A 17,339-nucleotide genomic window follows, 5' to 3' on the forward strand; every position below is an offset into this window, starting at 1 on the left:
CGTTCGCCGCGACCCTGGGCGTCGAGGACGCCACGTCGCTCGAACCGCTGCTGCCCGTCCTCGCGGACTGGCGCCGCCGCCGGCGCCAGGACGGCGAGGTGGACTCCTGGCTGTACGACGTCCGGTGGCAGCCCCTCGCGCACGCCGCCGCGCCGCGCGTCGACGCCTCCCGTTGGCTGCTGCTCGTCCCGGCCGCCGGCGGTGGCTGGGCGACCGCCGCGAGCGGGGCACTCACCGCGCTCGGCGCGGACGTGCGGATGCTGGAGGTCGCGGACACCGGCCGCGCCGCCCTGGCGGAGCGGCTGCGTGACATCGCCGCCGAGCCCACCGGCGTACTGTCGTTCCTCGCCCTGGACGAGAGGGCCGCGCCGGGCGACGGTGCCTCGCTCGACCTCGCGGTGACGGTGCTCCAGGCCCTCGGCGACGCGGGCATCGACGCGCCGCTCTGGCCGGTCACCACGGGCGCCGTCTCCGTCACGGCCTCGGACCGGACGGTCGACCCCGAGCAGGCCCAGCTGTGGGGCATGGGGCGGATCGCCGCCCTGGAGTACCCGCAGAGGTTCGGCGGCCTGGTCGACCTGCCGGCCGAGCCGGACACGCGGGCGGCCGAACGGCTGGTCCGGGCGTTGACCGCCCCCGACGGTGAGGACCAGCTGGCCGTCCGGGCGGGCGGCGTGTACGTGCCCCGACTGGAGCGCAAGCCGCTGTCCGGCCGGACCCCGGTGCGGGACTGGCGGCCGGCCGGCACCGTGCTCGTCACGGGCGGCACGGGCGGCATCGGCGGCGAGATCGCGGCCTGGCTGGCGTCGAACGGCGCCGCGCACCTGCTGCTCACCAGCCGCAGGGGCGAGCAGGCCCCGGGCGCGGCGGAGCTGAGGGAGAGGCTGACCGCACTCGGCGCCGAGGTGACCATCGCGGCCTGCGACGTGACCGACCGGCGGTCGGTCGAGCTGCTGCTGGCGGGCATCGACCCGGAGCAGCCGCTGACCGCGGTCGTGCACGCGGCGGCGGTCCTCGACGACTGCCTGCTCGACGCGCTCACCCCGGAACGCGCGCGCACCGTGCTGCGTCCGAAGGCCGACGCGGCGCGCCATCTGCACGAGCTCACGAAGAACCTGGAACTCGACGCGTTCGTGCTGCTGTCCTCGATGGCCGGCACGCTCGGCGGCGCGGGACAGGGCAGCTACGCGGCGGCCAACGCCTATCTGGACGCCCTGGCCGCGGAACGCCGTGCCGCGGGACTGCCGGCCGTCGCACTGGCCTGGGGTGCCTGGGCCGGTGTCGGCCTGGCCACCGGCGAGATGGGCGAACGGCTCGGGCGCAGCGGCATACGCCGGATGCCCGCCGAATCGGCGCTCCGTGCGCTGCGGCAGGCACTCGACCACGACCTCACGCATGTGCTGATCGCCGACGTCGACTGGCCCGTGTTCGGCCCCGCTGCCACCGCGGGCCGCTCCGGGCGCATGCTCGCCGGACTGCCGGAGGCGCGCCCCGAGCCCGGCACCCCCGCCGCCGAGACCGCCGACAGCGGATTCGCCGCCGGTCTGGCCGGGCGGACGCCGGCCGAGCGCGAGGAGGCACTCCTCGACCTCGTCCGCACGCAGTCCGCCGCCGTGCTCGGACTGTCCGGACCCGACGAGATCGACGCCGACCGCGCGCTGCGCGACCTCGGCTTCGAGTCGCTGACGGCGGTCGAACTGCGCAACCGGCTCAACGCGGCCACCGGACTGCGGCTGCCCGTCACCGTGGTCTTCGACCACGCGGCGGCGGGCCCGCTGGCCCGGCACCTGTGCACCAGGCTGTTCGACGAGCACGGTGCCCCGGACTCCCGGGCCCTGGTGCCCGCCGGCGCGGCACCGGCGGCAGCGACGACCGGTTCCGACGACGACCCGGTGGTGATCGTCGGGATGAGCTGCCGCCTCCCGGGCGGCATCAGCACTCCGGAGCAGTTCTGGGACCTGCTGGCCGAGGGCGGCGACGCGGTCGCCGACTTCCCCGCCGACCGGGGCTGGGACCTCGACGGCACCTACCACCCCGACCCGGACCACCCGGGCACGCACTACACCCGGGGCGGTGGCTTCCTCTACGACGCGGGCTCCTTCGACCCGGTGTTCTTCGGCATCTCCCCCCGGGTGGCGCCCGCCATCGACCCGCAGCACCGGCTGCTGCTGGAGACCGCGTGGGAGGCGTTCGAACGGGCCGGTATCGAGCCCGCGGCGGTGAAGGGCAGTCCGGTCGGCGTGTTCGTCGGCTCCAACTACAACGACTACGGGCACCGGCTCGGCCGGGCCGCCGCGGAGTTCGAAGGACAGATCGCCACCGGGAGCGCGTCCAGCGTCACGTCGGGCCGGGTGGCGTACACCTTCGGTCTGGAGGGCCCGGCCGTCACCGTCGACACCGCGTGCTCCTCGTCGCTCGTCGCCCTGCACCTGGCGGCGCAGTCGGTGCGGTCCGGTGAGTGCTCCATGGCGCTCGCCGGGGGTGTCACCGTGATGTCCACGCAGGACACCTTCGTGGAGTTCAGCAGGCAGGGCGCCCTGTCGCCCGACGGCCGCTGCAAGGCGTTCTCGGCCGACGCGGACGGGGCCGGCTGGGCCGAGGGCGTCGGCATGCTCCTCGTGGAGCGGCTGTCGGACGCGCGGCGCCAGGGCCACCGCGTACTTGCGGTGGTGCGGGGCAGCGCCGTCAACCAGGACGGCGCGTCGAACGGCCTGACCGCGCCCAACGGCCTCGCCCAACAACGGGTGATCCGGCAGGCGCTGGCCAACGGCGGGCTGACGACCGCCGACGTGGACCTGATGGAGGCGCACGGAACGGGCACCTCGCTCGGTGACCCCATCGAGGCCGAGGCACTGCTCGCGACCTACGGCCAGGACCGGCCCGCGGACCGGCCCCTGTGGCTGGGTTCGGTGAAGTCCAACATCGGTCACACCCAGGCCGCTTCGGGCGTCGCCGGGGTCATCAAGGCCGTACTGGCGATGCGGAACGCGACCATGCCGCGCACCCTCCACGCCGACGAGCCGACACCGCACGTCGACTGGTCGTCCGGCGCCGTGCGCCTGCTCGGCGAGGAGCGCGCCTGGCCGGAAGGTGAGGGTCCCCGTCGCGCCGCCGTGTCCTCGTTCGGTGTGAGCGGCACCAACGCCCACGTGATCATCGAGCAGGAGCCGGCCGACGCCGCTCAGTACCCCGAGGGCTCCGGGACCACCACCGGTCCGCTGCCCTGGACGCTGTCCGCGCGCACCGCCGCCGCGCTCACCGAGCAGGCCGAGAACCTGCTGGGCGCACTCGACGCGCGGCCCGATCACGAGGCCGCCGCCGTCGGCGGCACACTCGCGGCCCGCTCCCGGTTCGAGCACCGGCTCGTCTGCTGGGGCACCGACCGCGACGCGCTGCGCGAGCAGCTCACCGCCTGGCTGGACGGCCGTACGACCGCGCCGTCGGCAGCGGGCGCCACCAGCGGCGGCCGTACCGCCTTCCTGTTCTCCGGGCAGGGAGCCCAGCGGGCCGGCATGGGACAGGAGCTGTACGCGGCGTTCCCGGTGTACGCCGACGCCTTCGACGAGGTCTGCGCCCATGTGGACCTGGAGCTGCCCGTACCACTGCGCGACGTGGTGTTCGCCGTGGACGGCACCCCCGAGGCGGCCCTGCTCGACCGGACCGACTACACCCAGCCGGCGCTGTTCGCCGTCGAGGTCGCCCTGTTCCGGCTGTTCGAGTCCTGGGGCGTCACGCCCGACTACCTGATCGGCCACTCGGTCGGAGAGCTCGGCGCCGCGCACGTCGCGGGCGTCCTCACCCTCCCCGACGCCTGCCGCCTCGTGGCGGCCCGCGGCCGGCTGATGGCCGGACTGCCCACCGGCGGCGCGATGGCCGCGCTTGCCGCCGCGGAGGAGGAGGTCCTGCCCCTGCTGGCGGGCCTCGACGACCGGATCGCTGTGGCCGCTGTCAACGGGCCCGAGGCGACGGTGGTGTCCGGCGATGTCGACGAGGTCGAGCGGATCACCGCGCACTTCGCCGGACTGGGCCGCAGGACCAAGCGGCTGACGGTCAGTCACGCCTTCCACTCCGCCCACATGGACGCCATGCTGGACCGCTTCGCCGAGATCGCCAGGAGCGTACCGATGGCTGCGCCGCGCATCCCGGTCGTCTCCGGGGTGACGGGTGGGACGGCCACCGCCGAGCAGCTGTGCTCACCTGAGTACTGGGTGGCGCAGCTCCGCGGCGCCGTCCGCTTCGCCGACGGTGTCCGCTCCCTGGACCGGGCCGGTGTGACCCGGTTCCTGGAGCTCGGCCCGGACGCCGTCCTCGCCGCCATGGCCGCCGAATGCCGTGCGGAGGACGCCCGCGGAGTGGTGGTGCCCGCCCTGCGGCGCGGCCACGACGAGGTGGCCGGTGTCCTCGGGGCGCTGACCCAGGTGTACGTCCACGGCGCGTCCTGCGACTGGTCCGCCTTCCTGCCCGGCGGGGCACCGCTCGACCTGCCCACCTATCCGTTCCAGCGGGAGCGGTACTGGCTCGATGCCCCGCAGGACGCGGGTGACGTGCGCGAGGCGGGCCTCGACGACGTGGTGCACCCGCTGCTCGGCGCGGCCGTGAGCCTCGCGGACGGTGACGGCGCGCTGTTCACGGCCCGGCTCTCCCGCCGGCGCCTCCCGTGGCTGGGCGATCACGCCATCGCCGGCCGGGTCGTGCTGCCCGGCACGGCGTTCCTCGACCTCGCCGTCCGCGCCGGCGACCACGTCGGCTGCGACACCGTCGGCGAACTGACCTTGCAGGAGCCGCTGGTCGTCCCCGAGCGGCAGGCGGTGCGGATGCAGGTGCGGGTGGGTGCCGAGGACGCGGACGGTGTCCGTCCGGTCGAGGTGTTCGCGCGGCCCGACGAAGGGCCGGACGAACCCTGGCAGCGGCACGCGAGCGGCACCCTGCTGCCCGCCGTGCCGACCGCCGAACAGGCTCCCGCCGTCTGGCCGCCCGCCGACGCGGAACCCGTCGACCTGGACGGCTTCTACGCCCGGCTGGCCGACTCGGGCAGTGTCTACGGCCCCGTCTTCCAGGGCCTGGACGCCGCCTGGCGGCACGGCACCGACGTGTACGCCGAGGTGGCCCTGCCCGACGGCACGGACCCGGCCGGCTTCGGTGTCCATCCGGCGCTGCTCGACGCCGCGTTGCAGGCCGTCACCTTCGGTGCGGTCGGCGACGCGGGGCGCAGCGTGATGCCGTTCTCCTGGCGGCACGTGACCGTGCACAGCACCGGCGCCACGCACCTCAGGGTCCGGCTGACCGACATCGGTGCGAACACCGTGTCCTTCCGGGCCTGGGACGCCGCCGGTGCCCTCGCGGCGTCGGCCGAGTCGCTGGCCTTCCGGCCGGTCGCCGGTGCCGGTCCGCGCCCGGCGCACTCCCAGCTGCTCCTGCACACCGAGTGGACACCGGTCCAGGCCGCCCCGGCCCCGGCCGGCCGGACCTGGGCGGTCGTCGGAACCGACGCCCCGGCCGACCTGGTGGCGGCGCTGTCGGGTCTCGGCACACTCGGCACCCACCCGACGCTGCGGGAGCTCGCCGACGCCATCGCGTCCGGTGCGGCGGAGGTCCCGGACCGGGTCGTCGTCGCCGTACCGACCCTCCCGGGCGACACCGCCGACGCGGCGCGTGCGGCGGCGCACCGGGCCCTCGGCCTCGTGCAGAGCTGGCTCGCCGAGGAACGCTTCGAGGGTTCCCGGCTGGTCTTCGTCACCCGTGGCACGCTGGCCGTCGATCCCGGTGCGGAGGTCACCGGCCTGCCCGGCGCCACCGTCCACGGCCTGGTCCGGGCCGCGATCACCGAGCATCCGGGGCGCTTCGCCCTGCTCGACACCGAACCCGGCACCGGCCTCACCGGTTCGGCAGCCGAGGTGACCGCCGCGATCGCGGGCGAGGAGCCCGAGTCGGCGCTCCGCGACGGCGTCGTACGCGTCCCCCGTCTCGCCCGGGTCACCCCCGGCCGGGACAGCGAAGGCGCGGCCCCCGGGTGGAACCCGGCCGGTACGACACTGATCACCGGCGCCACCGGCACCCTGGGCCGGCTGGTCGCACGCCACCTCGTCACCGCACACGGCGTCCGGCGGCTGGCGCTGGTCAGCCGCAGCGGTCTCGCCGCCGACGGCGCCGAGGCACTGCGCGACGAACTCACCGGGCTGGGCGCCGACGTGACCGTGGCCGCCTGCGACGCCGCCGACCGCGACGCACTGCGCCGGGTACTCGACGACATCCCGGCCGAGCACCCGCTCACCGCGGTGGTCCACGCGGCGGGCATCGTCGACGACGGAGTGGTCACCGGGCTCACGGCCGAGCGCGTCGACGGCGTCCTCGCGGCCAAGGTGGACGCGGCGTACAACCTGCACGAGCTCACCGCCTCCATGGACCTCGGCGCGTTCGTGCTGTTCTCCTCGGTCGCGTCGACGTTCGGCGGTGCGGGGCAGGCCGCCTACGCCGCCGGCAACGCGTTCCTGGACGCCCTCGCCGGACACCGGCGCGCACTCGGGCTCGCCGGACTCTCGCTGTGCTGGGGCCCGTGGGCCGAACTCAGCACGATGACCGGCAAGCTCGGGGCCGCGGACCACGCCCGGTACGCCCGGGGCGGCATCGAGTCCCTCTCCTCGGAGGAGGGACTCGCCCTGCTCGACGCCGCCCACGCCCGCGACGAGGCCGTCCTCGTGCCGGTGCGGCTGTCGCTGGCCGGCTTCACCGACCCCGACCAGGTGCCGCCGCTGCTGCGCGGCCTGGTGCGCGGCCGGGTCCGCCCGGCCGCCGCGACCGCCAGGCGCGAGGACGCTCCGGCACCGGCGGACCGCTTCGCCGGGATGACCGGGCCCGAACGCGGGCGCGCCCTGCTGGACCTGGTCCGCGAGGAGGCGGCCCTGGTGCTCGCGTACCCGCCGTCGACTCGCGTCGACGTGGAGCGGGGCTTCCTGGAGATGGGCTTCGACTCGCTGAGCGCCGTCGAGCTCCGCAACCGGCTGGCCAGGGCGACCGGGCTCACCCTGCCCGCCACGCTCCTGTTCGACCGGCCGACGCCCGCCGGGCTCGCCGCGCACCTGGACGAGATCTTCCCGTCGGACAGCGAACGCGTCCTCGCCCCGATCCTCCTGGAGCTGGAGAAGCTGGGCGCCAACCTGCCCGACACGACCGCCGACGACGTGCTGCGCGACCGCGTCGGGACCCGGCTGCGGGAGCTGCTCGCCAAGGTCGGCGCCCCGGCCGAGGCGGCGCCCGGCACACCCGACTCGGTGATCGACAACCTCGAAGAGGCCAGCGACGACGACATCTTCCGGTTCCTCGACGGGCTGGACACATGAGCGGGCGAGGGGAGAACCAGGCGGTGAACGATGGCCAGGCGCGGACGAGGGGAACAGCGATGAACGAGGAACGGCTGCGCGAGTACCTGAAGAAGGCGACCGCCGACCTGCACCGGACCCGGCAGCAGCTGACCGAGCACGAGGCGAAGGACTCCGAGCCGATCGCGATCGTCGGCATGAGCTGCCGGCTCCCCGGCGGCGTCGCCTCGCCGGACGAGCTGTGGGGCCTCCTCGCGGACGGCGGGGACGCCGTCTCCGAGTTCCCCACCGACCGGGGCTGGGACCTCGCCTCGCTGTACGACCCGGACCCGGACCAGCCCGGCACCTGCTACTCGACACAGGGCGGGTTCCTGTACGACGCCGCCGAGTTCGACGCCGAGCTGTTCGGACTGAGCCCGCGCGAGGCGCTGGCCACCGACCCCCAGCAGCGGCTCCTCCTGGAGGCCTCGTGGGAGGCGCTGGAGCGCGGCGGCATCAGCCCGGGCTCACTGCGCGGCAGCCGTACCGGCGTGTACGTCGGCGTGATGTACAGCGACTACGGTTCCCGCGTCGACCAGCCGCCGCGCGGCCTGGAGGGCTACATCGGCAACGGCAGTTCGCCGAGCATCGCCTCCGGTCGCATCGCCTACACCCTGGGCCTGGAAGGGCCCGCGGTCACACTGGACACCGCGTGCTCCTCCTCGCTGGTGGCCTTGCACCTGGCCTGCCAGGCGCTGCGGTCCGGGGAGTGCACCCTGGCACTCGCCGGCGGTGTGACCGTCATGTCCACGCCCGCCACCTTCGTGCAGTTCAGCCGGCACCGGGGCCTCGCCCCGGACGGCCGCTGCAAGTCCTTCGCCGACGGCGCCGACGGCACCGGATGGGCCGAGGGCGTGGGCCTCCTCGCGGTCGAGCGGCTGTCCGACGCCCGCCGCAACGGTCATCCGGTACTGGCGGTGATCCGGGGCACCGCCATCAACCAGGACGGTGCCAGCAGCGGCCTCACCGCGCCCAACGGCCCCTCCCAGCAGCGTGTCATCCGGCAGGCGCTGGCGAACGCGGGCCTCACCCCCGCAGACGTGGACGCCGTGGAGGCGCACGGCACCGGGACCCGCCTCGGCGACCCGATCGAGGCCCAGGCGCTCATCGCCACGTACGGCCAGGACCGCCCGCGGGAGCGGCCGCTGTGGCTGGGCTCCCTCAAGTCGAACCTGGGGCACACCCAGGCCGCCGCCGGGGTGGCCGGCGTCATCAAGATGGTGCAGGCGATCCGTCACGCCGCCCTGCCCAGGACCCTCCACGTGACGGAGCCCTCGCGGCACATCGACTGGTCGGCGGGCGGCGTACGGCTGCTCACCGAGGCCCGGCCGTGGCCCGAAGCCGGACGCCCGCGCCGCGCCGGTGTCTCCGCCTTCGGCGTCAGCGGCACCAACGCGCACGTCATCGTGGAACAGTCCCCGCCCGAGCCGGAGACGGAGGCCGCCGGACTGCCCGCCCGCGACCTGCCCGCCGTGCCCTGGGTGGTGTCCGCCAAGACCGCCGAGGGGCTCGCCGCACAGGCCCGGCGCCTGCTGTCCGGAGTGGACGGACGAGCACCCCGGGACGTCGGCCTCTCGCTGGCCACCACGCGCGCCCAGCTCGAACACCGCGCCGTGGCCGTCGGCACCGGCCCCGAGGAGCTCACGGCCGCGCTCACCGCCCTCGCCGACGGGATCCACGAGGCGCCCGGCGTCGTCACCGGGCGTGGCCTCGACGGCCGCGTCGCCTTCATGTTCAGCGGCCAGGGCGCCCAGCGCGCCGGCATGGGCACCGCGCTGTACGCGGCCCACCCGGTGTTCGCGCGGGCCCTGGACGAGATCTGCGCACACTTCGACACCGGGGCCGCCCTCGGCCTCAAGGCCGTCATGTCCGACGCCACGGGCCCGCTGGACCGCACCGAGTACACCCAGCCCGCACTGTTCGCGATCGAGGTGGCGCTGTTCCGGCTGCTCGAGTCCTGGGGCGTACGGCCCGACCACCTCATCGGCCACTCCATCGGCGAACTGGCCGCCGCGCACGTCGCGGGAGCCCTGAGCCTCCCCGACGCCTGCCGTCTCGTGGCGGCGCGCGCCCGCCTCATGCAGGCGCTACCCGGCGGCGGCGCCATGGTCTCCGTACGCGCCACCGAGGCCGAGGTGGTCCCGCTGCTCAGCGGCACGGTGTCCCTCGCGGCGGTCAACGGCCCCCGTTCCGTGGTGCTGTCCGGCGACGAGGAGGACGTGCTGCGCGTCGCCTCCGAGTTCGCCGACCGCGGCACCCGTCGCCTCACCGTCAGCCACGCCTTCCACTCCTCGCACATGGACGGCATGCTCGACGAGTTCCGCGCCGTCGCGGAGAGCGTCGAGCACCACAGGCCGCAGATCACGGTCGTGTCCAACCTGACCGGCGAGACCGTCGAGGAGTTCACGGCCGACCACTGGGTGCGCCACGTCCGCGAGACCGTCCGCTTCGCCGACGGCATCACCAGGCTCCGCGCCCTCGGCACCACCCGGTTCGTCGAACTCGGCCCGTCCGGACCGCTGTCGGCCGCCGTCGCCGAGGACGCGCCGGCGGACTGCCTCGTACGGCCCGTGACCGCCAAGGACCGGCCGGAGACCGAGGCGCTGACGGAGACCGTCGCCCACCTCTGGGCGTGCGGCGTGCCGGTCGACTGGACCGCCTTCTACGAGGGCACCGGCGCCCGCCGCACCGACCTGCCCGTCCACGCCTTCCAGCGCCGCCGCTTCTGGCTCGACGCGACCGTCTCACGGCGCGACATGACGGGCGGGCACGCCATCCTCGGCGTACGGATGGAACGCGCCGACGCGGACGGCTTCGTGTTCGGCGGCGAGCTCTCCGTCGCCACCCACCCGTGGATCGCCGACCACCGGGTGGCCGGCCGCGTCCTGGTGCCCGGCACCGCCTTCCTGGACCTCGCGCTGCGCGCCGGCACCCGGATCGGCTGCCCCCGCGCCGACGAACTGGTCCTGACCGAACCCCTGGTCCTGGAACCGGCGGACCGCGTCGCGCTGCAACTGGTCGTCGGAGCCGCCGACGGCGCCGGCAACCGGACCGTGACCGGCTACTCCCGGCCGGACACCGGCACCGACGGGCAGCCGTGGACCCTCCACTTCACCGGCACCCTCGCCGCCCACCGCGACGCCCCCGAACCCGGTCCCGCCGAGTGGCCGCCGCCCGGCGCCACCCCGCTGGAGACCCGCCACCTCTACGACGGACTGGCCACCGCCGGACTCGAGTACGGCCCGCTGCTGCGCGGCCTGCGGGCCGCGTGGCGGCTCGGCGACGAGGTGTACGCCGACGTCGAACTGCCCGACTCCCTGCACACCGACGCCGAGCGCTTCGAACTGCACCCGGCCCTGCTCGACGCCGCCCTGCACGCCTCTGCCCTCGACGCGGACGCCTCAGCCGGTGCCGTCCCCTTCACCTGGACCGGTGCGGGCGTCCACACCACGGGCGCCACCCGGCTGCGCGTCACGCTGAGCCGGGCCGGACAGCACGAACTCACGCTGACCGCGACCGACGACGCCGGTACGCCCGTCGTCTCCGTCGACTCGCTGCTGGTGCGCCCCCTGCCGGGCGCCCGCCCGAGTTCGCAGCCGCGCCACCGCGACGCCCTGTTCCACCTGGAGTGGCTGGAGACCCCCGCCGGATCCGCCGCCCCCGACCGACTGCCCGGCAGCGCACCGGAGATCGTCGACCTGCCGGTCCGCGCCGACCTCCCGGAAGACCCGTACGAGGCGGTCCGCGCGGCCCTGCACCGCACCCTCGCGCTGCTCCAGGAACACCTTGCGGCACCCGCGCCCGAGGACCACACCCCACTCGTGCTGCGCACCCGCGCCGCCGCCCGGCTGCCCGGTGAGGACGGCGCAGTCGACCCGGTCGCCGCCGCCGTCCAGGCGCTGGTCCGCTCCGCCCAGTCGGAGAACCCCGAGCGGTTCGTCCTCGTCGACGTCACCGACGACGCCCCGGACGTACCCCTGGCGGACCTGCCCCGCGACGAGCCCTGCCTGATGCTCAGGGACGGCCGCTGGTACGTGCCCCGCCTCGCCCGGCCGCCGGCCCGCACCGAGGAGCCGCGGCGCGCCTTCGACCCCGACGGCACGGTCCTGGTCACCGGAGCCACCGGCCGACTGGGCCGTGCCCTGTGCCGGCACCTCGTCGAGGAGCACGGCGTCCGGCACCTGCTGCTGACCAGCAGGTCCGGCCCGCGCTCCGCCGACGCCGCCGAACTCACCGGACTGGACGCCGAGGTACGCCTCGCGGCCTGTGACGTGGCGGACCGGGCCGAACTGGCCGCTCTGCTCGCCACCGTCCCCGCCGCGCACCCCCTGACGGCCGTCGTGCACCTGGCCGGCGTCCTCGACGACGGCATCATCCAGTCGCTGACCCCGGACCGGATCGACACCGTCCTCGCCCCGAAGGTGGCCGGAGCGCTCAACCTGCACGAACTCACCTCGGGGGCGGACCTTTCGGCGTTCGTCCTGTTCGCCTCGGCCGCCGGCACGTTCGGCGGCCCCGGACAGGGCAACTACTCCGCGGCCAACGCCTGCCTCGACGCCCTGGCCAGGCAGCGCCAACGGGACGGACTGCCCGGACTGTCGCTGGCATGGGGCCTGTGGGAGGGCCAGGACGGCATGGTCGGCGGCCTCAGCGACGTCGACCTGCAGCGTGCCGCCGGAATCGGCGTACTCAGCCTCACCGGCCCCGAAGGCCTCGCACTCTTCGACACCGCGCTGGGCCGCCCGGAAGCCCATCTGGTGCCCTCCGCCTTCGACTTCGCCGTGCTGCGCGGCCAGGACGGCAAGAACGCCCTGCACGCCCTGCTGCGCGGTCTGGTCCGCCACCCCCGGCAGGCGGCGGCCCGCCGGAGCGCCCGCCCCGCCCGGATGGGCGACCTGGTCCGGTCCCGGGTCGCCGCCGTGCTCCGGCACTCCTCGGCGAGCGCCGTCGACCCCGACAAGGCGTTCTCGGAGCTCGGGTTCGACTCACTCATGGCGGTCGAACTGCGCAACACCCTCAGCCGGGAGACCGGTCTCCGCCTGCCCGCCTCGGTGATCTTCGACCAGCCGACCCCGGCCGCGCTCGCCGCGCACCTGGAGTCCCTGGCCGAGGAGACCACCGCGCCCGCCACCGCCCGGTCCGCGACACCCGCACGGCCCGCCGCCGCGCGGGACGACGACCCGATCGCGATCGTGTCCATGGCCTGCCGGCTCCCCGGCGGCGTACAGACCCCCGAAGAGCTGTGGGAGTCGGTGCTGCGCGGCGACGACGCCGTCACACCGATGCCGGACGATCGGGGCTGGGACCTCGGCACCCTGTTCGACCCGGACCCCGAACGGCCCGGCACGAGCTACGCCCGCGAGGGCGGATTCCTCACCGGCGCCGACCGGTTCGACCCCGCCCCCTTCGGGATATCGCCCCGCGAAGCCCTCGCCATGGACCCCCAGCAGCGGCTGCTGCTCGAATCCTCCTGGGAGCTCTTCGAGCGGGCGGGCATCCCGCCCCGCTCACTGCGCGGCAGCAGCACCGGCGTCTACATCGGGCTGATGTACACCGACTACTCGGCCCTGCTGCACGGACGCCCCCACGACCTGGAGGGCCACCTCGGCACCGGCACCGCGGGCAGCGTCGCCTCCGGCCGGATCTCCTACACCTACGGCCTGGAGGGCCCGGCCGTCACCGTCGACACCGCCTGCTCCTCCTCCCTGGTCTCCCTGCACATGGCGATGGGCGCCCTCCGCTCCGGCGAGTGCTCGCTCGCCGTGGCCGGTGGCGTCACCGTGATGTCGACACCCACGGTGTTCATCGAGTTCAGCCGGCAGCGCGGGCTCGCGGCCGACGGCCGCTGCAAGCCGTTCGCACAGGGCGCGGACGGCACCGGCTGGGGCGAGGGCCTCGGCCTGCTCCTGCTGGAGCGGCTCTCCGACGCCCGCCGCAACGGGCACACCGTGCTGGGCGTCGTACGCGGCTCCGCCGTCAACCAGGACGGCGCCTCGAACGGCCTCACCGCGCCCAACGGCCCCTCCCAGCAGCGGGTCATCCGCCAGGCGCTCGCGTCCGCGGGGCTGGACGCCGCCGAGGTCGACACCGTCGAGGCACACGGCACCGGCACCGCCCTCGGCGACCCGATCGAGGCACAGGCACTGCTCGCCACCTACGGCAGCGGTCGCCCGGCCGACGCGCCCCTGCTGGTCGGCGCGCTGAAGTCGAACTTCGGGCACACCCAGGCCGCCGCCGGAGTCGCCGGCGTCATCAAGACCGTCCTCGCCATGCGCCACGGCGTCCTGCCGAAGATCCTGCACCTGGACGAACCGTCCTCACGGGTCGACTGGGACACCGGCGCCGTACGCCTGCTGACCCGCAACCAGGACTGGCCGGACACCGGGCGCCCGCGCCGCGCCGCCGTGTCCTCCTTCGGCATCAGCGGCACCAACGCCCACGTGATCCTGGAACAGGCCCCGGTCACGGCCGCAGAGGCCGCGACCACCGACCCGAGGCCGCCCGCCCCCGTCGCGTGGACCCTGTCCGCGGCCGGAGCGGCCGGTCTGCGCGCCCAGGCCGCGCGACTGCTGCCCGCCGCCGGGACCCTGGACCCCGCCGACATCGGGATCACTCTCGCCACCACCCGGTCCCACCTCGACCACCGGGCCGTCGTCGTCGGCACCGACCGCGAGGAACTGCTCGACGGCCTGCGCGCCCTCGCCGCCGAGGACACCGCCTCGAACCTCGTCGAGGGCGTCGCCCGACCGGCGAGCCGGCCGGTCTTCGTCTTCCCCGGCCAGGGCTCCCAGTGGGCCGGTATGGCGGCCGAACTCATGGACAGCTCACCCCTGTTCGCGCAGAGCATCGCGCGCTGCGAGGAGGCCCTGTCGGAGTTCGTGGACTGGCGGCTCACCGACGTCCTGCGCGGCGCGGACGGCGCACCCGGTCTCGACGGCGACGACGTGGTGCAGCCCGCCACCTTCGCCGTCACCGTGTCCCTCGCCGAACTGTGGCGCTCCCACGGGGTGGAACCCGCAGCCGTCGTCGGCCACTCCCAGGGCGAGATCGCCGCGGCCTGCTTCGCCGGCGGCCTGAGCCTGCGCGACGCCGCCCGCGTCGTCTGCCTGCGCGGCCGGGAAGTCGTGGCACTCGCCGGGCTCGGCGGCCTGCTCTCGGTCGCCGCCGAACCCGCGCGCGTGGACGAACTGCTGCGGCCCTACGAGGACCGGCTCCACGTCGGCGCCGTCAACAGCCCCCGTGCCGTGATCGTCTCCGGGGACGCCGACGCCCTGCGGGAGTTCGCCGCCGAATGCGCCGGGCAGGACATCCGCACCCGCGTCGTCCCGATCAACTACGCCTCCCACTCACCGCACGCCGACGCCGTCGAGGCACGCCTCGGGGAGGTCCTCGCACCGATCGCACCCACCGGAACCGACGTACCGTTCCTCTCCACCGTGACCGCCGACTGGGCCGAAGGGCCGGTGTTCGACGCCGGCTACTGGTTCCGGAACCTGCGCCACCCGGTGCGCTTCGCGGACTCCGTGCGCGCACTGGCGGAACAGGGCTTCGGACCGATGATCGAGGTCAGCGCCCACCCCGTGCTGACCACAGCGGTCGAGGAGACCCTCGCCGACCGCGACGACGTCGTCGCCCTCGGCTCGCTGCGCCGGGGCGACGGCGGACCGGCCCGGTTCCTGCGTTCCCTCGGGGAGGCGTTCACGGCCGGTGCGACCGTCGACTGGCAGCGCGTCTTCGAGGGCACAGGCGCCCGCCGGACCGATCTGCCCCCGTACGCCTTCCAGCGCCGCCGCTTCTGGCCCGAGACCGGGGCCGGCACCCTGGGCACCGGCGCCGACCCGGTGGCGGACGAGTTCTGGCAGGCGGTACGCCACCAGGACCTGGACACCCTCGTCCGCGACACCGGACTGGGACGCGCGGAACTGGAACCCGTCCTTCCCGCCCTGTCCCGCTGGCACACCCGGCGCCAGGTCGCGACCACGCTGGACACCTGGCGCTACCGCACCCGGTGGGAGAACCTGCCGGTCGCCGGGGCCGTCGACCTGCCGGGCACCTGGCTGCTGCTGCGTACCCCCGGCGCCCACGACGACCTAGCCGACGCCGTGGCACGGGCGCTCGCCGCCGCGGGCGCCGAGGTCGCCGAACTCCCCTCGGAGGCCGACGACCCGGACGGGACCCGGCTGGGCCCGCGCATCACCGACCTCCTCGACGGCCGTACCCCGGCAGGCGTGCTCTGCCTCACCGGCTTCGACGAGACGCCCCACCCGGAGCACCCCTCGGTGACCACCGGGCTCGCCACCGGCCTCGGCGTCGTACGCGGCCTGACCGAGCTGGACCTCGGCGCCCCGGTGTGGTTCGCCACGACCGGAGCACTCGGCACCGGCGCCGAGGACCCGCCCCGCAACCCGGCCCAGGCGCTCCTGTGGGGCGGCGGACTCGTGCTCGGCCTCGACCTGCCCCGCACATGGGGCGGCCTGATCGACCTGCCCGCCGTCCTCGACACCGACAGCGCACGGCACCTCGCCGCCCTGCTCGGCGGCGCGACCGACGAGGACCAGCTCGCCGTCCGCCCGTCCGGACCGCTCGCCCGCCGACTGGTCCGGGCGCCCGCCGACAACCCCGCCACCCCGTGGAAGCCCCGCGACACCGTCGTCATCACCGGCGGCACGGGAGCGATCGGCGGCCACCTGGCCCGCTGGGCGGCGCACTCGGGCGCCGACCGCGTCGTACTGGTGAGCCGCCGGGGCGACGCCGCCGACGGGATGACCGAACTCCGCGACGAACTGGTCGACCTGGGCGCCGACGTCGTCGTCGCCGCCTGCGACCTCGCCGACCTCGACGCGCTCGGCGACCTGTTCGCCAAGATCGAATCGAACGGCCCGCCGATCCGCGCCCTGCTGCACGCCGCCGGAACCAGCGGACGCGACGTGCCCCTCGCCGAGCTGACGACCGCCGAACTGGGCGCCGTACTCGCCCCCAAGGTCACCGGAACCCGCAACCTCGCCGAACTCACCGAGCGGCTCGACCTCGACACGTTCCTCCTCTTCTCATCCGGGGCCGGGACCTGGGGCGACTCCGGACGGATCGGATACGCCGCGGCCAACGCCCACCTCGACGCGTTCGCGGAGGCACAGCGCGCGGCGGGCCACCCGGTGCTGTCGATCGCCTGGGGCGCGTGGGGAGGCGGCGGCATGGTCGACGCCGACACCGCCGCCCGCCTCAGCAGGCTGGGGAACAGGCAGATGGCCCCGGACCTAGCCCTCACCGCCCTCGCCGACGCGGTCGGCGGCGCCGAGCACAACCTGGTCGTGGCCGACATCAGCTGGCAGGACTTCGCCCCCGCCTACAGCGCGGCCCGCAGCAGGCCACTGCTCCTCGGCGTACCCGAGGCACGACAAGCCCTGACCGAATCCGAGGGGGCCGCCGGACACGACAACGGCCCCACCGCCCTGGTCCGCGAACTGACCGCCGCCGAACCCGCCGAACGGGAAAGGCTGATGCTCGACCGGGTCCGCCGCGAGGCGGCGGTCGCCCTCGGCCACGACTCCGACGGCGAACTCCGGTCCGACCGCTCGTTCCGCGACCTCGGCTTCGACTCGCTGACCGTCGTCGCGCTACGCAACCGGCTGTCCGCGCTCACCGGTCTCAAGCTGGCCACCACCCTGGTCTTCGACCATCCCACGTTCCCCGACCTCGCCCGGCACCTGAACGGCCTGCTGTTCGCCCCCGCAACAGGCGCGGCCACCCCCGCGATGAGCCCCGAGGAAGAGGCCACCTGGTCGACCCTGCGCGCCATCCCGCTGAACAGGCTGCGCGAGACGGGACTGCTCGACACCCTCCTGGAACTGGCAGCCACACCCGACCAGGGTGCCGCGCAGGAACCGGACGGCGCGTCCGGCACCGCGGACCGCATCGGCGACATGGACCTGGCCGACCTGGTCGAGCTGGCGCTCGGCACCGACAACGACGTAACGGAAAGCTGAC

2 protein-coding genes (1 of these 2 cut by a window edge) are annotated in these 17,339 nt (G+C 75.1%); both read left to right on the forward strand.

The window, feature by feature from the left end:
• Positions 1–7,337 carry the end of a type I polyketide synthase gene (locus AB0I83_RS05195; RefSeq protein ID WP_363303664.1) on the forward strand. Its footprint begins 11,992 nt before the window's first position, so only the last 7,337 of its 19,329 coding nucleotides appear in the window; its start codon lies beyond the left edge, outside the window; it ends in the stop codon at positions 7,335–7,337.
• 59 nt (positions 7,338–7,396) lie between these two features.
• Positions 7,397–17,338 (forward strand): type I polyketide synthase, encoded by a 9,942-nt coding sequence (locus AB0I83_RS05200; RefSeq protein WP_363303665.1) that lies wholly within the window; start codon positions 7,397–7,399, stop codon positions 17,336–17,338.
• Position 17,339: the final 1 nt, after the last annotated feature.

Source organism: Streptomyces sp. NPDC049970 (assembly GCF_040660235.1).
GTDB lineage: Bacteria > Actinomycetota > Actinomycetes > Streptomycetales > Streptomycetaceae > Streptomyces.

What these genes read in the sequence shown, in the direction of transcription:
- AB0I83_RS05200 (WP_363303665.1), top strand. Translation starts at nt 7,397, where the DNA reads ATGAACGAGGAACGGCTGCGCGAGTACCTGAAGAAGGCGACCGCCGAC.